Genomic DNA, 18,890 nt, shown 5'->3' with positions numbered 1-18,890 from the left:
TGTTTTAGGTCGTTCTATGCCTGCGTCATCACACAAGTCCATGAGCTGAATAATTACGCGCATTTTTGCTCTGTCATCCCACCCGTCTGATTTCGAAATCATTCTCTCGCCTCTAGAAAATTTTCCCATTTGAGATATGCGCTCATTTGTTCTTCTCGGGGACGCTTCTCCGCTTGGGCATAGTGCGCCTCAATGCCCTTGTCGTAATGTCCCTTGGTAAGTTGGAGAACACGGGCCGGCACACCCATCTCTTCAAGTCCTGTTGTTACCGTGCGGCGATAATCATGCGTGCTGATGTAGTCGGTCCCGGCCGCGGAGATTATGCGCCTGTGCAATCGGGCACTGGTTAGCCAGATTTGACTGTCGCCCATTGTATTGCTGAATACGTAACCAGATTGCCGGTTCCCAACCGCCTCTCGGATAATGTCAATCATAAGCGGGGTTAAGGGTTGGACAACCTCTCGCCCGTTTTTACTCATTTCCGCTGGGATGGTCCAAAGTGATCGCTCAAAATCGATTTGGTCCAGCGTCATCCGTCTGACTTCAGCGCCGCGCTTATTTGTTAAGAAAAGAAATTGGTATGCCAACATCGTGGCGCGTGGCCCCTCGACAGTTCGCAAGGCCTGCCAATAAGCACGAATATCTTGTTCGCGGACGAGTTTTCGATATCGGATACCGCTATTTTTTCGTTTATCTCTCTCGACGCGGCCAAACTGGGGTGGGTTCGCCATAAAGTCTGCTGTTTGATAAACCTCATGCTGCCGCATCCAGCTGACCATACCTGACAGGTAAGCCTTCATTTGTTCCATTTCGCGCAATCGTTCTTTCGTATGCTTTATGCGAAAGGCGTGTAGCGCATGTCCGTCCACTTCATTGAAAGGAAGGTTTCCAAAAACAGGCAAAAAATGTTTCCGCATAGTGCGGTTGGCATTTACGCGATGTTTTTCACTCTTTGTAATGAGGTACTCACTGGAGTATTGCTCCCAAAGTTCGGCAAGTGTTGGGACATCGCTCACGATTGGCATTCGCGCAGCCCTCTTGTTTGCCTTGATTTCTAGAAAAGGGTTTTGACCGGCGTTAAGCGCAAGTTTCCAAGTGGCTACAATTTTTCGAGCCTGTGCAAGAGTGGTGGCAGGGTAGGTGCCAATAGTTTGAAAATGAGGATTAGAGCGAAAAGCAAATCGTTTATCCCCAGTCGAACTTACAACTAACCTCAGGCCTCTATAGCCGGCTTCGGTGTCAGCATATTCAATCTTCTTTTGCTGTGGGAGAACCGATTTGCAGAATGACGCCGTTAATTTAATTTGGGCCATCGAAGCCTCGGGTTACGTTGGGGTTACGTACAAAGATGCAAATTGCCGTATCCCAATATACAAAGGCTTATGCTAAATGTCTATAAATATTACATATTTTGAAAAAGGCCCTAGCCTCAAAGGGCAGCCCCTAGGATTGTGGATCAGGAGGCCGTGGGTTCAAATCCCATCAGCCACCCCATCTACAATGATAGGCTTATCAATCGCCGGTCGATGCGGTACGGTCAGGCGTATTCAAGGCGCGTTGACATACAGAGTTTTCTCTAGGATGCCCCACACATCATAAAAACTCAATCGACACGCAGTGTCTCCGTTAAGCAACCAAGTGATGGAGCCGCTTCAAGTGTTTCAATTGCCTCAATGGACTCTGCCAATTTTTCTTTATTCAGAACACGTGACGCACAACTGCGATATTTTTCCACAAGTTCATCTCTTGTGAGCGGGTTCCCAGGACTACCTCTTACATGATCCACTTGCTTAGTGTAAATGCGCCCATCTTTCATTTGGATTGTGACAGGGGATTTTCGACGAGACGCTGTGTCATTAGCCCATTCCTCATGTGCATTTACGCGCACCTTGCCTAACGCCTCTCGCATCTTCGGTGCATTGCAATACTCGTCAGAAAACGAATTTAAATCTACTTTATGATCTAGCAACATCCCAGCAAGCACGTAGTCTATAGAAAATTTGCCGCGAAATCCTTTAGTAGGTTTATGAAATCGGACAATATCGAGAAGATCCGGATGCACGTCTACAACTAAACTTTCAACCTTATCTATAGAAATATTATTTTCTTCAATGAGTTCTCTAGCTGCGTCAAGAGCGCGCAAATTACCGCCACAGCATGGATATCTTTTAATTGTCAATCCAGGATCGACAATGGACCAAACCGTGCCTAACCCCGCAGATATGTTATCAAGCGTATAATTCCCGTCCCCATGAAAAGCAGAATAGAATCCGTAATCACCTTCCAAACCCTCGGGGTCAGCGACGTAACCCTGTCGAGCTAAAAGTACTGATGTTACGCCGGCCCTAGCTGCATTGCCGGCATGAATACCCTTTCCGGGGGTGCCGAAATGTTGAGTGAGGCCTCCGGCATTCGCGGCTGCTAAGCCGATGGCTACAGCCATCTGCACAGGGTCCAGACGGGCAATTTTCCCGGCAGCTGCTGCTGCTGCCGAGCAACCATACAATGACGTCGGGTGGAATCCGCGTGCACGAAAAACATGCTCATATTGACGGCCCGATGAAGACATGCGCTCAAAAACCTCCAGGCCAATACAAACTGCAGCTACTAATTCTTTACCTGATGCACTTGTTTCTTCGGCAACAGCTATTGCTGCGGGAAGAATACAAGCGGTTGGGTGTGAGAAGCCCGTATCGTCAAAATCTAATAGATGTGAGAGAGCCCCATTAGCCCAAGCAGTAGATACTACGCCTGTTCGCAGGTTAGTTCCAAATACCGAAGCTTTGGGATCCCCCCCTTGTTCCCGCGTAATATCAATAATTGTTTGCCCTGCTGGCTCTACTGTTGCTGCTAGGCCCACGCCAATGCAATCAAGTATATGGCGTTTTGTATTCGTAACCGCTTCTAAAGAGAGGTCATTAAATTCTATCTTGTTTGCAAAATCAGACAGTATTTTTGTCGCACTCATATACAATCTCCTTTGTGAGGTTTTGCGTGAAGCTAGTCTTACGGATTAGTCTTCCGTGGAATTAAACCGCTTCTCTATACGGCGACGCGGATTCCAATACATCTTTTCGGTTATTTTATATTTGTCTACCAAATATCCAACAGAAATCACGTAAATGACGAGAAATACTATAACAATCCAAGCGGGTATTTCTATTTTCGCCAAGACATAAGCTGGTCCGAGTAATATGGTGAAGCTAATTGCGGAGCAAACACAGAATAAAATTAATATTGCTAATTTGGATTTAATTTTTTCATAATTCATGTTTGTGGCCTAGGGCTGTATGTTTCTTCAGAAATTTCAGATTGCTGGTTCCTAGCGAGTGTACACTGTATTTCAAATAGTCGAAAATTTTTACATGAGCATTTTTGTTTCTTGTCAGGGATGGCGAGATAGTCGATCAACGAAGTGCTGACGAAGTCTTGACTTCGGAGAGGCTTACCGCAGTATATGGTCTGATAATTAATGTTTCGCAAGGACCTGTACGGGTCACACATTTGAAATTTGGTAATTATGAACAAAGATCTCAACAGAAAGCTAGAACCGTTGATACAACGTTTAACAACTGCGTTTAATGCAAGGTCAAAAATACATCTTTTGGTGATATTTTTGATATTTGCTTTGAGTGGCATGCTGTCAGTTTTGGCATCTGATGTTGTACTTGGTGCATTAGGGTTAGATATAAATACGACGAAACCGCTTATTTACTGGCCCACTAGACTTATTACTCTTTTCATTGTTTACCAAGGTATTCTGTTAATGGTGAGTGCATGTTTTGGTGAGTTTAACCATTTTTCAAGATATAGTTTAAAGCTTATCAGACGAATTAAAATGATAAGTGGTCGTTAATATATGTGTCATTTCATGGGTGAAATATTTCTCTCGTTTCATATTTTTCGTGTTTAAATCTATTCAGCATCTAATTTAACCTAGTTAGCAAATGCATAATTTTTATTGCGTAACAAAAGATTTTTTCAAAAATTGTTTTATCTTTGAGGGGCGGTGTTCACGCGCAGAGTTTTGGGGGCCCGTCCTCGTTGTGGTTCTTCCAATTAACCTTGCAGTTATAGTTTTTGGACGATTAATTGAAGATCTCTCCGCTTTATATATGTTGGTTCATATTTTACAGCTAACGTTACTTATCCCTGTTCTATCGGCAGTTGTCCGCCGTCTGCATGATTTAGATATTTCTGGCTGGTGGCTTCTGTCAGGCTTAGTGCTAGCGATAACGTCTGCGGCGGCAGCGTTAGGAGGCATGGTATGGCTTGAGGAAAAGCGATTTGTTTATTTTTTATATGGTTTCCTATTTTTTCCTGTCGTTCTAATACCAGCTCTTTGTTTTAAGGGTACGGCTGGGTTCAATAGGTTTGATCGCTCAAACCGCAAATCCTAGCTGTGTTTTTATAATTTCGATTAAGGTGCCTTGCAGCTTACCTCTATAAACTTTTTGCTGAAAATTGATGTTCACGAGCCATCAAAAGTTTGGCATTTTTAAGGATTATGGATTATGAGTTCGTTTCTTTGACGATCATCTACTACTCGATCTGCAACTTCTGCAAAGACATCATAATGCGGCATTGTGCGATGTAATGCGTGATCTTCTTTGCTATCATAAACTTCAAGAAAATAAACGTTATTGGGTTCATCCTCTTTTGTCATGACGCGAAAGTGTTGGCAGCCTTTTTCATCCTCCATAGAGTGTTTCGCATCATACATGGCTGCTTCCATAAACTCTTTCATGTGTCCCTCTTTAATTGTAAACCTGATCCAAAGAGCGTGCGCTTCCATGTTTTGGGTCTCCTCAAAAAAATGTTATAAGCTTGTAAGATTGTAAGCCGAATTTTACTCACAGCGGACCTAAACCAGTCTGTAGTGGCGATATTATATATACGATGAGCCGACGACCCACAATAATGTCGCAATACCATGAGTCTGGCTTGTATTTGCAAAGCTGCTCATTTTTGGGTTTTCTTGCTCTGCACTTTTCTCGGGTTTATTCTGCAGTGATAACTAAATTGAAAAACGTCTGGGGAGAATATAAATGGCGGTGGTAGAGACAGAATACTTGGGACAGATAATGGTGATACGCTTGAATCGCCCAGAGAGGATGAATGCCTTGGGTTTTGAGCTTCGTTCGATGATGGCGGATGCATGGAATGAATTCGAGGGGAGCAAAAAGCTTGAAGTGGCAATTGTTACTGGTACTGGTAAGGCATTTTGTGCCGGCGAAGACATGAAAGAGGCACTCGAGCGAGGTGCGCCAGGAAGCCAGTCCAAGCCTGTAGATGATCCATTGAAAGATGGTCGAATCTCTAAGCCAGTAATAGCCGCTATTAACGGTTTTGCAATGGGGGGCGGTTTTATGTTGGCCGAGCGTACTGATTTGCGTGTGGCTGTTCCTGAAGCGCTTTTTGAGGTTTCTGAGGCCAAACGTTGGCTTTTAGGAGGGTATTATCACGGTCATTGGGCTAACCTGCCTCATCCAGTAGCAACTGAAATGGCCTTTGGCTTTCGTTTTACCGCTGACCGTCTTTATCAAATGGGTTTCATAAACCGTCTTGTGGAAAAAGATAAACTGATGGCTGAGGCCATATCAATGGCCGAACATTTATTATCTTTACCACCTGCATCTCGTGTGAACACGCTATACATGATGCGTCAAATGCGTCCTAAAGTTGATGAGGATTTGGATGCACTAGCAGAGGCCTTGCATGACCATGGTGAGAAAGATGATCTTATGGAGTCGCGGCTAGCATTTAAAGAAAAACGCAAACCGGTTTTCAGAGGTTGGGTCAAGCCAGAGGATCGCTATGCGATGCCAACACTGGATTCTATAAAAGTTAAAAAGTGAATTTGAGAAGGGGCAGCAGATGCCGTTCGACATAAGACCTTTATCAAATGCTGTTGGATGTGAAGTTGTTGGCGTTGATTTAAAGACGGCGTCTGAAGCTGACATGGAGACCATTATTTCGGCGCTTGATGAAAAACTCGTTTTAGCAATTAGGCGCCAAAAGCTATTGCCAAATGAACTTGCCGCGGTAGCGCGTCGTTTTGGTAATCTTGCACCCCAGCATATGAGTGATCTGATGTTGGCTGAGGAAACTTCGATCTGCGAACTTAACAGTGCTAATGCTCCGGTAGATAAAGATGGAAAACCAAAATTAATTGGTGAGGGAAATTGGCACGTAGATCATACCAATCTTGAACAACCTCCAAAATACACAATGCTGTATGCAAAAAAACTTCCAGCTACAGGAGGGGATACCGGTTTTGCTAATATGCAAAAAGCTTTTGCGTCACTCCCAGAAAGTGAGCAGGAACAATTAATTGGTCTGAAGTCACATAATGGGCTGTTAAGTAAGCCGGTTCATACATCGGAACAAGATTTAGAAAAATATGGCTCAACAAAAATACATCCTTTTATACGGACTCATCCTGTTACAGGTAAAAAGTCGATATACTGTCATCCCCAAAAACTTGCATTTATTGAAGGCATGACCCCAGAAGAAAGCCAAGACTTAATTCTTAACTTGCAAGCTCGAACAATCAATGAAAATACAACTTATCGACATGTATGGGAATCGGGCGACCTTGTTATCTGGGATAATCGTGGAGTTATGCATAAAGCATTTCATGACTATGATCATACTGAGGGAAGGATAATGCACCGTGTACTAATCGAAGGTGAAATACCGGTTTAGAGAGAATTTACAATGCCTTATTGCGAATGCGCGGATGCAAAAATTTATTTTGAGGTTTATGGAGAGGGGTTCCCGGTCCTTTTGTTCGCACCGGGTGGGATGTGGTCAAATATTTCAAAATGGCGTGGAACACAAGATGAACACATTCGGCCAGTTCATGACTGGACTGAAGTATTATCGGATAAATTTACGGTGGTTGCGATGGATCAGAGAAATGCTGGGTTGTCCTCGGGAGCGATTTTATCCAGCCACGGATGGGATACATACTCAAATGACCAACTAGCAGTGATGGACTACCTTGGGTTTAATAATTTTCACACACTAGGTGGATGTATCGGTGGAAGCTTCTGTCTTAATATCGCTCGTCTGGCGCCTGATCGTGTTGCATCTGTTGTACTGCAAAACCCTATAGGTTTGCACCCAAAACACCCAGAATATTTTCCAGATTCTGTGACCAAGTGGGCTGAGGAATTATCGCAAACCCGCGAGGATATAAAACCGACAGCGGTCGAGTCTTTTAAAAATAATATGTTTGGGTCTGATTTTGTATTTTCGGTAACCCGAGATTTTGTGCATGCACTCAAGACGCCGGCCATGCTCATGCATGGCAAAGATAAACCACATCCGGCTTCAATAAGTGCAGAGCTTGAGAAACTACTTCCTGCGGGTACCGTATCACTTAAAAATTGGGAACGTCCAGAATTTGACAAGGCACAACGGAATACGGTCATCAAATTTTTAGAATCTCATACTCCTTAGGATTTTCTTTGAGTTATCATTACAGGGTCTGGAGAAATGAAATTTTCCAAATTTATTCGTATAGTTGTCAAATTTTAAGAAATAACAAGAGAGCCACAAATGTCTAGAAATTATAGCGATTGGTATAAGGAGAGACTATGCGCCTTGAAAATAAAACGGCCATTGTAGTCGGAGGAGGGCAGCAGCCAGGCGAATCCATTGGTAATGGAAGAGCGACAGCTGTTCTATTTGCCCGAGAAGGGGCATCTGTTGCAGTCGTTGATAAAGATATAGAGCGTGCTCAGGATACAGTCGATGTGATACTGGATGAGGGCGGAAAAGCATTTGCTTTTCGAGCGGATGTTACCAGTGAAACATCTTTAGAGACTATGGTTAAAGACGCGCACAACATCCTCGGGCGAGTTGATATTCTTCATAACAATGTTGGATGGAGTCTTGCTGGTGGCGATAGCATTATAGAAAATATTACAGAAGAAAATTTTGATAATGTGACTAATGTGAATCTGCGTGGAATGGTGATGACGTGCAAACACGTCTTGCCGATTATGCGAAGACAAAAAGCGGGCTCTATCGTAAGCATTTCATCTATGGCGGCTATTGAAAGTTACCCTTACGTTGCATACAAAACGTCTAAATCTGGCGTTATTGCGATGACAGAACAGCTCGCCTATATGAATTTTGAATACAATATTCGCGCTAATGCAATTTTGCCTGGTCTGATGCACACAGCAATGGCCATTGATACCCGTATAACGGCTGAAAAAACTCGTGAGCAAGTGATCGCAGAACGAGATGCCAAAGTGCCACTCGGTAAAATGGGGAATGCTTGGGATGTGGCATACTGTGCCCTGTTTTTGGCATCGGAAGAGGCAAAATTTATCACAGGCGTGGCAATTCCTGTCGATGGCGGCGCATCGGTTCGTCGGGGTTAATCAAAATGATCGTGTGCCCTTTACAGATATTGCCACGTATAAGCTCTCAGCGGGGCTCAATCAATGTGCTGATATAAGGTAAGCTAAATGACACAGAAAAGTAATACTGCCAGGATGTAAGTTTAAAAAACAAATGGCCGTATATCTAAGTTTTATAAATTTGAAAAGATTAAGGATGGATAATGACTGATATATACAAGCCGCCCAAGGTGTGGCAATGGGAAGGACAAGAACAGGCACGATTTACTAAAATCAATAGGCCAGTCGCGGGAGCTACCCACAATAAAGAACTGCCTGTCGGCAAACATCCTTTACAGTTGTATTCGCTTGGCACGCCGAACGGAGTAAAAGTTACGGTCATGCTCGAGGAATTGTTAGCAAAGGGGCACACAGGGGCAGAATATGATGCTTGGCTCATTAAGATTGCCGATGGAGACCAATTTGGTAGCGGGTTTGTATCTGTGAACCCAAACTCAAAAATTCCGGCATTGAGGGATTATTCTGCAGCTCCGGTTATTCGCGTTTTTGAATCTGGATCTATTCTTTTGTATCTTGCTGAAAAATTCGGTGAATTTTTGCCGGAGGAACCAATAAAGCGCACCGAGTGCATCAATTGGCTTTTCTGGCAGATGGGAAGTTCGCCATATGTGGGCGGCGGGTTTGGGCATTTTTATGCGTATGCGGATAAAAAATATAAATATCCCATTGACCGGTTCACTATGGAAGCAAAACGGCAACTTGATGTTTTAGATCGAAGACTTGCCGAAACACATTACGTGGCAGGCGATGAATATACCATCGCTGACATGGCGATTTGGCCGTGGTATGGGGGGCTTGTGATTTTAAACCAATATGATGCTGCTGAATTCCTTGATGCTAGATCCTATACCAATGTTATCCGATGGGCCGAAGAAATTCACGAACGTGGACCCGTCCGACGCGGCCGTATGGTAAATAGGCTTCGGGGGGAGCTTCATGAACAATTGCATGAGCGTCATAGCTCCGAAGATTTTCAAACTAATACACAAGATAAAGTCCAACCTGGGAGCTAGGTAGTTTATCGAACTGACGTTATGTGTTTTGCTATGGATTATGTAGTAGCTACAAAGGACTTCAATAAGGCTTGGTCAGCTCTTGGCTAGTTAAGGTCGATTTGAAATTTTTTTAAATTCTCTATCGCAATAATCTCTAGTGTCTTAATGTTTGTTGAACTGAGTTTAATTTTGGGTGCTACTCCGGCCTTCCTCGCTTCCTCCCATCTAAGGGCGCACAGACACCATTTGTCACCATCCTTCAACCCTGGAAAATTAAAATCAGGTCTCGCCGAAGTTAGGTCATTACCTTTCCTTTTTGAAAATTCTAAGAACTCATCGGTTACAACTGCGCATACTGTATGAGTTCCAACATCATTTGGCCCTGTATTGCAGCACCCATCTCTATAGAAACCAGTAACGGGGCTCATGCTACATGGTTCAAGCTGTGTCCCAAGAACATTTAATTGCTGTTTTTTTTCTTTCATGAATCTTCTCTAGTTAAGACGGAATAAGATAATATTTTCGTAACTATCTAACAGGTGATTTATGGTTAAAAAAATACGTTTCACGAACTATTCGATTGTTCTACCTTTTAAAAAGGTAGAAAAAGCATTACCAATTTAATTGCTATTTACCTAAAGCAACCACCGGAGTTACAACTTTGGTTATTTGTTTTCTATCCTCTCCCAAAAAAAGGCATTTCGGGGGCCATTATGGTCGCGAATGGAATATTCGCGTCGAGTGGCATATTCGCCATATGTACGACGAGGTCTCCAACTTCTTGAACATTAAGACGATCCTCCGGCCGCATCGATCCATCAGGTTGCAAAATACCTGTTGCCATGCGCTCGGTCATTGGTGTGATAGCGTTTCCAATATCAATTTGACAAACAACTATGTTATGCCCTCGCCCATCTAAGTTACCAGACTTGGTAAGTCCTGTTATAGCGTGTTTTGTTGAAGTGTATGGAGCAGAGTTTGGGCGTGGCGTAACAGCAGAAATAGAGCCGTTATTGATTATCCTGCCACCTTTTGGAGATTGAGCTTTCATAACTCGAAAAGCTTCTCTCATGCCGTAAAAGGAACCTGATAAATTTGTATCGATTACTCTTTGCCATTGTTCGTCTGACATCTCATCTATTGGTACTGGTGGAGCGCTCACCCCAGCATTATTAAAGACTACATCTAAACGCTTGAATTTAGTAATCGTCGCATCAAAGAAAGCACGCATTGCATCTGGATCGCCAACGTCTACAGCCATGCTGAGCGCAAGATCTAACCCCACATTAGCTTCGGCGATAGTATCCTCCAGTGTCTCCAATCTACGAGCACACACGGCCACGGCATATCCCGCTTTCCAAAGTGAGAGGGCAGCGTTTTTCCCAATGCCAGCCCCAGCTCCAGTAACAATGGCAACCTTTTGCATATCGCTATCCTCAGGTCCCTTGCGGAAGGTCTTCCGAGAGAATTGACATGTTCAGTGCGTATGAAACCTCCCCTTCATCAACATCTCTATATACGACACCTAAAAATTCTTCGCCAATGTACAATTCAGCTGGTAGCGTATCTTTTTCCGGTGGGTGTAATGTGATTTCGGTGTTACCAAAAGTCTGGCGTAGATAATCTTGTAGTCTTGTGATTTCGTTAGTGTTCATTAATCAGCATCCTATACTGTATAGCCCTAGTTTTAAAACGGGTTGTGTCCTATTGCCATTATTATATCCAGCCTCAGCCTTTCTTAAGCATAGATGTTAATAGAGCAACGAAACGCGCAAAAGCTATCTTTCATTTAAAGGATGCTAGGTTGCCCCGTAAGCGGGCCATATTTATCCTGGCAGCCATAATATTTTTCATTAGAAGTGATCGACCATAAAAATTTAGGAAGTCTCTATACACTTAATTCAGATACTAATCGCCATGCTTTTTTGGTGTCTCTGTCTTTGCGTGGTCGATAAATTGCACCAAGGTCTCGTACTCCTGAGCACCAACGAGGCTATACCCCCCAGCTACGAAAGTTGGAACACCCGTAATCCCCAAAGCATGACTTTTGATCCAATCCTCATCTACAGCCTTTTTAAAAGAACGCTCCTCAAGAACTACTCTTGCCTTTTCATATGAAAGCCCATTGGCTTTAACTAAATCCAAAAGAAGGTCCCTCTGCCCGATGTTTTTACGATCAACGAAATATGCTTCATAAATAGCATAATGAAGAGATACGCCATTTTTTTGAGTATCCGCCCACTTGCCTAGTTCTTGAGCTAAACGACTGTTATACGTGTGTGTTCGCTCACCGTATGGCAACCCTGCTTTATCCATGCGAGTTTGCATGTCGGCTTGCCGTGCTCTTAAATCGACCCCCTGGTATCTGCTTAGCTCAGTGAGAGCTATTCCCTCAGCTGGCGTGTCCGGATGCAATGGAAAAAATAGCCAGCGGATGTTAATGTTATGGAGTCTACTCAATTCCTTTACACACCCGGTGCACAAATAGCACCACGGTCATATGAAATCCGTGAAAATATTTAACGTAAAAGGTTCTTTGATTACCAATTTAGTATTGCTCGTGTTTTGAAAAAATATCGCAAAAGTCCTGCAGGGCCGAATGTAACATGAGATAATAAAATTTCGGATGGTCGAAGGATTTCGCCTCTCATGAGGGCTCTGTAGCCGATAGCTAGTTGGGTTTTTAGCACATTTTTAAAATATTAGGAGGAAAATAAATGCAACCATTGACGGGCATACGAGTTATCGATCTAACCCAAATCTATCAAGGTCCTTATTGTTCATTTCTTATGGCGATGGCGGGTGCCGAGGTTATTAAAGTTGAACCGCTCACTGGCGAACGAACTCGACGCTATGAGAGCTCCGACGTTCCACCTATGAATTTCGCGATGCTTAATTCCAATAAGCAAAGTATTACTCTAAATTTAAAGAAAACGAAGGGCACCGAAATCCTAAAGCAATTGGTGAAGGATGCTGACGTTCTTATAGAAAATTTTGCTCCGGGGGTAATGGATCGACTGGGTGTTGGATATCAAGAATTAAAGAAAATCAATTCCAAATTAATCTATGCTAGTGGGACGGGGTATGGATTATCGGGGCCGGATCGAGACTTATTGGCAATGGACCATACAGTCCAGGCTGACGGCGGTTTAATGAGTATCACTGGTGAATTTAAAGGGCCTCCAGCGCGAGCAGGTGGCACGCCAGTGGATTTTCTGGGCGGCACACATTTGCATGCTGGAATTTTACAAGCACTGATTGCACGGGGGCAGACAGGCAAAGGAACCTTGGTTGAAAGTGCAATGATCGAGTCCTTGTACTTTGTTCTAACATCACAAATTAATAACGTGTTCCGCACGGGAAAGCAAAGTCCTCGAAGAGGTGACAAGTCTGGTTCACAAACTTCGCCATATGGTCGTTACATTTGTAAAGATAAAAAATATTTAGTGCTTACTGCGGTAGCAGAAACACACTGGGAGCGCATTTTGACCGTTATAGGACGTGAAGATTTGCGGGGAAATCCAAACTTCGGCACGCGACTTAAACGTTATGAAAGAGACGAAGAGGTCAATCAGATGATAGAAAAATGGACATGTTTGCATGCTCGTAATAATGCGATTGCAATATTGCGGGAACAAAATATTCCGTGTGCCCCGGTTCGCGATGTTTCGGAGGTTATGGAGGACCCTCACATGCACTCGCGTGGAATGTTGAAGCATTTTCAACATCCAAGGCTCGGTGATATTGTTTTACCGCGCAGTCCAATTAAGTTGTCTGAGTATGAAATGGCGGAGGTGCAGTTTTATCCAGACTTGGGCGAACATAATCATTCTATATTGAGTGACTTGCTGGGCCTCAGTACCGATGATATTGAAAGTTTAGAGAAAGAAGGGGTCATATAAAACTTTTGATTACACTTGGCGGTTGATGGTGTGTTTAGCCCATGACTACGTCATTCGGCTTTGAACTGAATTTATAAGAAAGTAACTAAGCCAAACTAAGGACCTGTTTTTTGAGGGTTAGACGCAGGCACTCAAACAAGCTATTCAATAAATATAAATGTTTTAAATTTTTCCTTTAAGGAGGTGCCGAATGGCACAAGCTGAAGCACGGCATATTTTGGTGGACAGTGAAGAACTTTGCATTGAACTCAAGGAGAAAATAAAAAATGGAGAAGAATTTGCTGATGTGGCAAAGGAGCATTCTTCATGTCCTTCAGGCGCTAGCGGGGGTGAATTAGGCTCCTTCGGGCCTGGAGCCATGGTGCCGGAGTTTGATAAGGTTGTTTTTACTGCGCCAATTAACGAGGTCCAAGGCCCAGTTAAAACTCAATTTGGATATCATTTACTTGAAGTCACTAGTCGCGATGATTAGTGGACATAGGTTTTATTTTCAATAGCCCATTAAACGCCAATGGTTAGACTAAGACGACGTTTAAATAAGTGGTGCGGGGCAGGTCTTATAGATGAGCAGCAAGTCTTCGCAATAGAGAAATTTGAAGCTGGACAATCCAGCTGGTTATTGCGTGGACTGCTTGGTCTTGCAGTTACTTCAATAGGGATAGGCGTTATTGCACTGGTTGCTTCGCATTGGGAAAACATCCCCGATGCAATTATGCTTGGGCTAATGTTCGTGCTTTTGGTTACCATTGCACTTGCGGCTTGGGCAATGAAAATGCGTAATAATCCTACGGGGGCCGATCTATTCATATTCGCATTTCTAATAGCCTGTCTTGCAGCCATTGGCTTAATTAGTCAGACCTTTAATCTTTCGGGCAGGCTTGATCATGCATTGCTTTTTTGGGGCCTTATTGTGGCACCTATAACAGTTATGGCTCAGTTTCGTCTGGTCCCTGCTCTTTGGTCATGGGTAATGTTGGTGGTGGGGCTCGTAATACCGATCGTTGAGTGGATGGACCAGCTTGGCTGGCTAGATCAAAGCACCGTAATCGGATTAGTAGGCATATTACCGATAACTACAGCGATTGGGCTAGTAGCGCTCAACAAACTGAGGCGTTTTGATAATTTTGAATGGGCGTTGCGGGCAATAACAGTGTTTGCGTGGTTCAGCGCAATAGTTATTTTTGACATATGTCTGAGTTGGGAAACTGCTAATCCAACAAATAAGGACGAATTATCCGGTGCTTCGTTAATGGTATCATTTGGGGTGTTATTGTCATTGTTCTTATTCGCAATCGCTTGGTTTTGGGAAATATTTCCCCGTGCACGTTTGATATTGATTGGGGTCCAGTTGGGGATTTACTTGTGTTTTCTTGCTCTCGCTTGCCTAACCAATGGTGTTCCATACCTTGGATCGGTTTTTGTAATCTTGTTATTTGGGTTTTGCGCAACAGATATGGCTCGTGCTGGTCGGCGCGGCGCGGCCCAATTTCTCTTGGTACTGATTGGGATCAGAATGTTAACGTTCTACATTGATGCTTTTGGGGGATTAGCTATCACTGCAGTCGGATTGATATGCGTTGGTGTGTTAATTTTACTTACAACTCTCATTTGGTATCGGAAGCGTCATAATGTGATGTCATGGCTGGAGGGTGTGCCTAAATGAGTGGCAAGTATCGTTTCGGCGCGGCCCTAATGTTTCCAATACTATGTTTGGCCGGATTTGTCTTGTGGAACGTATGGGTTGCGACTCAAGGCCAAAAACTCACGTTGCCTATTCGTGGGTTTGACCCTCGAGATTTGTTGGCTGGCCATTATTTGGCCTACCGTATCGATTATGGTTTTGAGTCGCTCTGTACCGGTTCTAAAAACCAGCATGAAAAAAAGACTTATATTTGTTTTGCTCCGAAAAAGATTTTGGGTGCACGACCACAGCCATCAGAGTGCCGGAAATATTTAAAAGGAGTTTGTAAAAATGGTCGTTTTCAAACAGGTCTGGATAGATTTTATATTCCTCAAAAGTACGCACGGGAGTTAGAACAGGCAGTTGTTAACAAAAGAGGAGAGGTTATACTTTCTTTGGATGGGATCGGTGGAGCTGCGATAACAGATTTGCTCATCGATGACCTTTCATGGGAGAAGTGGGTTTCAGTTAAAGACTGATTTTTACAAGATCTATATTACGGTCCGTACACGCTACAAAAAATGATGGTAATCTCCAAAAGATACTTCCCAATGTAGAAAAATACTATCTCCGCTCGTTTCTTAAACTCGCAAACTTCGTCACCGTCGGATTGAAATTTCACAAAACAAAGGAAATGTCTAGAATGAGCGAATTTAGTGTCCCCGAACTTGCAATAAAAAAAATGCCAAGCGGCACCATTAGCTACCGCGAGGCAGGTTGCGGAGAGGCTATAATTTTTCTGCATGGAATAAACATTCATTCAGGTATCTGGGGCTATCAATTTCCTTTTTTTTCATCACGGTATCGAGTTATAGCTTGGGATGCTCCAAGTTACGGAAAATCAATGCCGAGGGAGGGCAGAGTAGAGGTCTATGCAGCAGGACTTGCAGCCTTGCTCGATGCATTAGCTATAGAAAAGGCGCGGATTGTAGGTCATTCAATGGGAGGAATTGTTGGCGGTGCTTTTGTAGGTAAATATCCCGACCGAGTGCATTCAATTGTGTTTTCTTGCACTCATACCGGCGCAGCACGCCCGATAGAAGAACCGCTAGCGGAGCGTTATCAAATCCGTATCAAAGAACGTGCTAAGGCCACACCGATGGAATATGGCCGGATGCAAGCCGAAAAGATGACAACAGACTGCGCTTCGGTCGAATTAAAAAATAAAATTGCTTCGGTCGTTTCTCAAACCAGTGCCGAGTTCTTCCCCGTTAATGCTGCAATGTGCCAGCACGCTGATAATCGTTCATGGCTATCTCGTTGTAAGACGCCAGCGCTCATTCTTCATGGCGGTGCCGATAGGTTAGGCCCGTCCGAGGGACACAAACGCCTATTAGCCACGATGCCAACTGCAGAAAAATTGGTTTTCCCAGAGTTAGGGCATTCGCCATATCTAGAGGATCCAGAGTCCTACAACTCCGCTTTGGATAGTTTTTTTAAAAATAATTGACAAGGCGGTTTTGCATTATCCCGCTATACTTTTTTGATCTCTGACCCGTGGCCTGATATTTATTAGACAGTAATTTGGGTCGAATAGTCCCATCCCATCGAAAGTCTGAGCAAAATATTCAGTAGGGCTTTTAGGAATTCGATTAATCAAAAATGAGTTCGGTGCAGATAGTGGTAATATGAAACTCAGAAAAAAATATTGAGTCAGGCAAACAGGAACAATTTGAAAAGGCATTAGGCCCGCACGTTGTTTTAGTTATTAGTAATCAGCAATAATCGTGGCTACAATTATTCCGTGCCAGTGTTTTTAATACAGGGTTGTCCAGTGGTATTCAATATTTCGTAATTTTGGATAAATGCATGATAGATCGCTCAACGATACAAAATCTCGTCCCCTTAGTGCTTGCCGGAACGATATTTGGGACAATTTTTCTTCCTTCCAGTTTTCTGTTGGCAAACCCAGTCCGTTGGTTAAAAGCAAACCAAAGCATCCCTGACGGTGCTTACCTAATGCCTGGAAAAAAACAATTGCCGATCTGCGCAAAACGCGGCAATCCGGGAACTTTGATTGCGGGAAAAAACTATGTTTGTTCTTATTTCAATAGCAAAAATAACACCTCCAAATGGACAAAACATTATCGAATTTTGAGTATTTCAGGTGATTTTTCCGCATCGTGGCACAAATCTAACAAATCAAACCTGATGGATTATGGGGTATTTGTAAAAACGCCCGCCAAGTTTTCTATTTGTCGCACTCGAGCCCACGGCCGGTGGTTTTTTGGCAAGTTGATAGACGACTCTCGTGTCTGCGAATTTAGTGCTCGTGGTGTACGCACTACTAGGTCGAGCAGTAAAAATGAAGTGTTACTAATTCGAAAACGCGACAGCTCTTTGAGTAGTATTTATCGGAATAAAGCAACCGAATTTAGCCTGAGCAAAAAGGAGTCAATCACCAAAAGAAAGAATCTATCCTTTGCAACGTTAAATGAGGCGCCAATTAAATGGATAAAAGCAAAAAACAAAATCCCCTCAGGTGCTTACAGGATGAGGAAGGAAAGTGGTTCTAGTGGGCCAGTTTATATCTGCAGAGTTAAACACCCAAATTGGGGTTGGTTTACTGGAACATTATCAAGTGACACCGTAGATCCGCGCTGTAACATCGGTGTCGGTGGGGTCCGTACCCGACATGAGCAATATCAAATTCTCGCTTTTAATAGAGGTTATGAGGCTTCGTGGCAGCCTCATAACCCACAAGCGTTATCCAAAACAATGGTTGTTGCCTCCCATTCGGGCTTAGAAAAGACGTTTGTTTGCAGAGTTGAGGTTGAACGTGGCCGTTACGTAGTTGGGCGTCTTGAACGTGATGTATGTACTATCCCCTATACCGCTCAGCAAGAAAGTCCAGTTCCTGTGAGGGTTAAATTTGATGTACTACGTTGGAAGGGCGGCTCATCTGGTTTTTTCCCACCCCAATTTTTACCGATTATTAAATGGGTGGCCTCTGAAGACGATGTGCCGCCAGATGCTTTTTTAAGCAAAATAAAAAAGTCACACTACGTTTGTAGGGTTTTCTATGAACAAACCGGCTACGTGTTTGGCACCATGAAAAGACTGCGTGACGTGGTGTTTCAAAACGGCAATGCAATACCCAAGGCTCGCGCTTGCCTTTTGGCTATAAATTCCAAGGTTACTAGAGAAAAAAGGTACGAGGTACTTGTTTTTCGTTCCAAATATACAGGGCGTTGGCATAAGTCTGATGCTATTTCCGATAAAAAATCTAGTCACAATAAAATGCGAGGTTCTTATGAGCATCTGTGTGCCGCGATAGTGTCAGGTGAGTTTATTACGGGTACCTTAGATGATAACAAATGCATTCTTCCTGGTGGGAATGCCCCGATATATATGAAAAAGGGTTATTACACACTTTCACCGGTTATTCGTAAGGCAGCAAGCAGCCAGAGTTTTGGTTTTTTTGATGGGGAGTATCGCTGTAACAATCGTGAGCAAAATACCCAAAATGAAGTTTTGTTGCGTATAGCGGCATTCCAAAGAGAGGCTAAAGCCGGCCCTCGGAGAGTTACAATGCGAAAAGGTACCCGCTCCCCGCATAGTAAAGGCGATGAGGCAAGTAGTAGACTCGGTGTAGGAGTTTACTACCCTCACAGCCTGGAGTTTAAAAAACGCAGAATGGCGGTTGCATTTGGAGCTCAATCAAAAACAACAAAACACCTGTCCCGAACGTTTGTAGCACTCATTAACTTGAGCGATATTTCCGGCAACGGGGATAGTTTGCATATGACTAGTATATCTACTGAATTAGTTCCAATACCAAAGGGCGGAAAGCGCGCTGTTTTAAAAATTGCTAAATGGGGTAAAGGGGAGGAGCGAACTTGGTTTTGCAAGCGGATCAAAGGTTACTGACTGG

Annotated in this window: 20 protein-coding genes; 12 read left to right on the top strand and 8 right to left on the bottom strand. The window is 43.5% G+C overall.

Going from position 1 to position 18,890, the window contains the following annotated elements:
* Positions 1-98 precede the first annotated feature (98 nt).
* From VX941_12760 to VX941_12750, 3 genes are all read right to left on the bottom strand, one after another.
* Positions 99-1,313 carry a tyrosine-type recombinase/integrase gene (locus VX941_12760; GenBank protein ID MEE2934277.1) on the bottom strand — a complete coding sequence of 405 codons (1,215 nt, stop codon included), beginning with the start codon at positions 1,311-1,313 and terminating at the stop codon, positions 99-101.
* A 290-nt stretch (positions 1,314-1,603) separates the two neighbouring features.
* A complete protein-coding gene (locus tag VX941_12755; GenBank protein ID MEE2934276.1) occupies positions 1,604-2,968 on the bottom strand; it encodes an MmgE/PrpD family protein in 1,365 nt (454 codons plus the stop codon).
* A 45-nt stretch (positions 2,969-3,013) separates the two neighbouring features.
* Positions 3,014-3,271 carry a hypothetical protein gene (locus VX941_12750; protein MEE2934275.1) on the bottom strand — a complete coding sequence of 86 codons (258 nt, stop codon included), beginning with the start codon at positions 3,269-3,271 and terminating at the stop codon, positions 3,014-3,016.
* Between the two features lie 676 nt (positions 3,272-3,947).
* Between VX941_12750 and VX941_12745 the strand changes: the two genes are divergently transcribed.
* Complete coding sequence (locus VX941_12745) at positions 3,948-4,400, top strand: DUF805 domain-containing protein (protein MEE2934274.1); 453 nt, start codon at positions 3,948-3,950, stop codon at positions 4,398-4,400.
* A gap of 98 nt (positions 4,401-4,498) precedes the next feature.
* Here VX941_12745 and VX941_12740 read toward each other — a convergent pair whose 3' ends face one another.
* Positions 4,499-4,795, bottom strand: coding sequence for an antibiotic biosynthesis monooxygenase (locus VX941_12740; protein MEE2934273.1), 297 nt, complete (start codon positions 4,793-4,795; stop codon positions 4,499-4,501).
* 253 nt (positions 4,796-5,048) lie between these two features.
* Here VX941_12740 and VX941_12735 point away from each other — a divergent pair, with 253 nt between their 5' ends.
* The 5 genes from VX941_12735 to yghU all read left to right on the top strand — a co-directional run bounded on the left by VX941_12735 (position 5,049) and on the right by yghU (position 9,451).
* A complete protein-coding gene (locus VX941_12735) occupies positions 5,049-5,858 on the top strand; it encodes an enoyl-CoA hydratase-related protein (protein ID MEE2934272.1) in 810 nt (269 codons plus the stop codon).
* A 19-nt stretch (positions 5,859-5,877) separates the two neighbouring features.
* Positions 5,878-6,708, top strand: coding sequence for a TauD/TfdA family dioxygenase (locus tag VX941_12730; protein ID MEE2934271.1), 831 nt, complete (start codon positions 5,878-5,880; stop codon positions 6,706-6,708).
* Between the two features lie 12 nt (positions 6,709-6,720).
* Positions 6,721-7,467: an alpha/beta fold hydrolase gene (locus VX941_12725; protein ID MEE2934270.1), complete on the top strand. Its 747-nt coding sequence runs from the start codon at positions 6,721-6,723 to the stop codon at positions 7,465-7,467.
* Between the two features lie 137 nt (positions 7,468-7,604).
* A complete protein-coding gene (locus VX941_12720) occupies positions 7,605-8,399 on the top strand; it encodes an SDR family NAD(P)-dependent oxidoreductase (protein MEE2934269.1) in 795 nt (264 codons plus the stop codon).
* Between the two features lie 182 nt (positions 8,400-8,581).
* Positions 8,582-9,451, top strand: coding sequence for a glutathione-dependent disulfide-bond oxidoreductase (yghU, locus tag VX941_12715; GenBank protein MEE2934268.1), 870 nt, complete (start codon positions 8,582-8,584; stop codon positions 9,449-9,451).
* An 86-nt stretch (positions 9,452-9,537) separates the two neighbouring features.
* Here the strand turns inward: yghU and VX941_12710 are convergent, their stop codons facing one another.
* From VX941_12710 to VX941_12695, 4 genes are all read right to left on the bottom strand, one after another.
* Positions 9,538-9,918 (bottom strand): DUF2237 domain-containing protein, encoded by a 381-nt coding sequence (locus tag VX941_12710; GenBank protein ID MEE2934267.1) that lies wholly within the window; start codon positions 9,916-9,918, stop codon positions 9,538-9,540.
* A gap of 191 nt (positions 9,919-10,109) precedes the next feature.
* Positions 10,110-10,859 (bottom strand): SDR family oxidoreductase, encoded by a 750-nt coding sequence (locus VX941_12705; GenBank protein MEE2934266.1) that lies wholly within the window; start codon positions 10,857-10,859, stop codon positions 10,110-10,112.
* 10 nt (positions 10,860-10,869) lie between these two features.
* Positions 10,870-11,088 carry a DUF3126 family protein gene (locus tag VX941_12700; protein ID MEE2934265.1) on the bottom strand — a complete coding sequence of 73 codons (219 nt, stop codon included), beginning with the start codon at positions 11,086-11,088 and terminating at the stop codon, positions 10,870-10,872.
* 253 nt (positions 11,089-11,341) lie between these two features.
* Entirely contained in the window at positions 11,342-11,974 is a 633-nt protein-coding gene (locus VX941_12695; GenBank protein ID MEE2934264.1) for a DsbA family protein, read from the bottom strand.
* 176 nt (positions 11,975-12,150) lie between these two features.
* On the opposite strand from VX941_12695, the gene VX941_12690 reads away from it, so the two are divergent.
* From VX941_12690 to VX941_12665, 6 genes are all read left to right on the top strand, one after another.
* Positions 12,151-13,335: a CoA transferase gene (locus VX941_12690; GenBank protein MEE2934263.1), complete on the top strand. Its 1,185-nt coding sequence runs from the start codon at positions 12,151-12,153 to the stop codon at positions 13,333-13,335.
* Between the two features lie 190 nt (positions 13,336-13,525).
* Positions 13,526-13,807 carry a peptidylprolyl isomerase gene (locus tag VX941_12685; protein MEE2934262.1) on the top strand — a complete coding sequence of 94 codons (282 nt, stop codon included), beginning with the start codon at positions 13,526-13,528 and terminating at the stop codon, positions 13,805-13,807.
* A 39-nt stretch (positions 13,808-13,846) separates the two neighbouring features.
* Positions 13,847-14,998 (top strand): DUF2157 domain-containing protein, encoded by a 1,152-nt coding sequence (locus VX941_12680; GenBank protein MEE2934261.1) that lies wholly within the window; start codon positions 13,847-13,849, stop codon positions 14,996-14,998.
* Positions 14,995-15,495 carry a GDYXXLXY domain-containing protein gene (locus tag VX941_12675; protein ID MEE2934260.1) on the top strand — a complete coding sequence of 167 codons (501 nt, stop codon included), beginning with the start codon at positions 14,995-14,997 and terminating at the stop codon, positions 15,493-15,495. The genes VX941_12680 and VX941_12675 overlap by 4 nt, the downstream gene beginning before the upstream one ends.
* Before the next feature lie 164 nt (positions 15,496-15,659).
* Positions 15,660-16,466, top strand: a complete 807-nt coding sequence (locus VX941_12670; protein MEE2934259.1) for an alpha/beta hydrolase — start codon at positions 15,660-15,662, stop codon at positions 16,464-16,466.
* Positions 16,467-16,825: 359 nt separating this feature from the next.
* Positions 16,826-18,886 carry a hypothetical protein gene (locus VX941_12665; GenBank protein ID MEE2934258.1) on the top strand — a complete coding sequence of 687 codons (2,061 nt, stop codon included), beginning with the start codon at positions 16,826-16,828 and terminating at the stop codon, positions 18,884-18,886.
* Positions 18,887-18,890: the final 4 nt, after the last annotated feature.

Source organism: Pseudomonadota bacterium (genome assembly GCA_036339585.1).
In the GTDB taxonomy this organism is placed as follows: Bacteria; Pseudomonadota; Alphaproteobacteria; order UBA8366; family UBA8366; genus UBA8366.
This window is presented reverse-complemented; position numbering and strand designations above follow the sequence as displayed.

Bases quoted from the DNA above. Each gene is read 5' to 3' on its own strand.
- VX941_12760 (MEE2934277.1), bottom strand. From the start codon at position 1,313: ATGGCCCAAATTAAATTAACGGCGTCATTCTGCAAATCGGTTCTCCCA.
- VX941_12755 (MEE2934276.1), bottom strand. From the start codon at position 2,968: ATGAGTGCGACAAAAATACTGTCTGATTTTGCAAACAAGATAGAATTT.
- VX941_12750 (MEE2934275.1), bottom strand. From the start codon at position 3,271: ATGAATTATGAAAAAATTAAATCCAAATTAGCAATATTAATTTTATTC.
- VX941_12745 (MEE2934274.1), top strand. From the start codon at position 3,948: ATGCATAATTTTTATTGCGTAACAAAAGATTTTTTCAAAAATTGTTTT.
- VX941_12740 (MEE2934273.1), bottom strand. From the start codon at position 4,795: ATGGAAGCGCACGCTCTTTGGATCAGGTTTACAATTAAAGAGGGACAC.
- VX941_12735 (MEE2934272.1), top strand. From the start codon at position 5,049: ATGGCGGTGGTAGAGACAGAATACTTGGGACAGATAATGGTGATACGC.
- VX941_12730 (MEE2934271.1), top strand. From the start codon at position 5,878: ATGCCGTTCGACATAAGACCTTTATCAAATGCTGTTGGATGTGAAGTT.
- VX941_12725 (MEE2934270.1), top strand. From the start codon at position 6,721: ATGCCTTATTGCGAATGCGCGGATGCAAAAATTTATTTTGAGGTTTAT.
- VX941_12720 (MEE2934269.1), top strand. From the start codon at position 7,605: ATGCGCCTTGAAAATAAAACGGCCATTGTAGTCGGAGGAGGGCAGCAG.
- yghU (MEE2934268.1), top strand. From the start codon at position 8,582: ATGACTGATATATACAAGCCGCCCAAGGTGTGGCAATGGGAAGGACAA.
- VX941_12710 (MEE2934267.1), bottom strand. From the start codon at position 9,918: ATGAAAGAAAAAAAACAGCAATTAAATGTTCTTGGGACACAGCTTGAA.
- VX941_12705 (MEE2934266.1), bottom strand. From the start codon at position 10,859: ATGCAAAAGGTTGCCATTGTTACTGGAGCTGGGGCTGGCATTGGGAAA.
- VX941_12700 (MEE2934265.1), bottom strand. From the start codon at position 11,088: ATGAACACTAACGAAATCACAAGACTACAAGATTATCTACGCCAGACT.
- VX941_12690 (MEE2934263.1), top strand. From the start codon at position 12,151: ATGCAACCATTGACGGGCATACGAGTTATCGATCTAACCCAAATCTAT.
- VX941_12685 (MEE2934262.1), top strand. From the start codon at position 13,526: ATGGCACAAGCTGAAGCACGGCATATTTTGGTGGACAGTGAAGAACTT.
- VX941_12680 (MEE2934261.1), top strand. From the start codon at position 13,847: ATGGTTAGACTAAGACGACGTTTAAATAAGTGGTGCGGGGCAGGTCTT.
- VX941_12675 (MEE2934260.1), top strand. From the start codon at position 14,995: ATGAGTGGCAAGTATCGTTTCGGCGCGGCCCTAATGTTTCCAATACTA.
- VX941_12670 (MEE2934259.1), top strand. From the start codon at position 15,660: ATGAGCGAATTTAGTGTCCCCGAACTTGCAATAAAAAAAATGCCAAGC.
- VX941_12665 (MEE2934258.1), top strand. From the start codon at position 16,826: ATGATAGATCGCTCAACGATACAAAATCTCGTCCCCTTAGTGCTTGCC.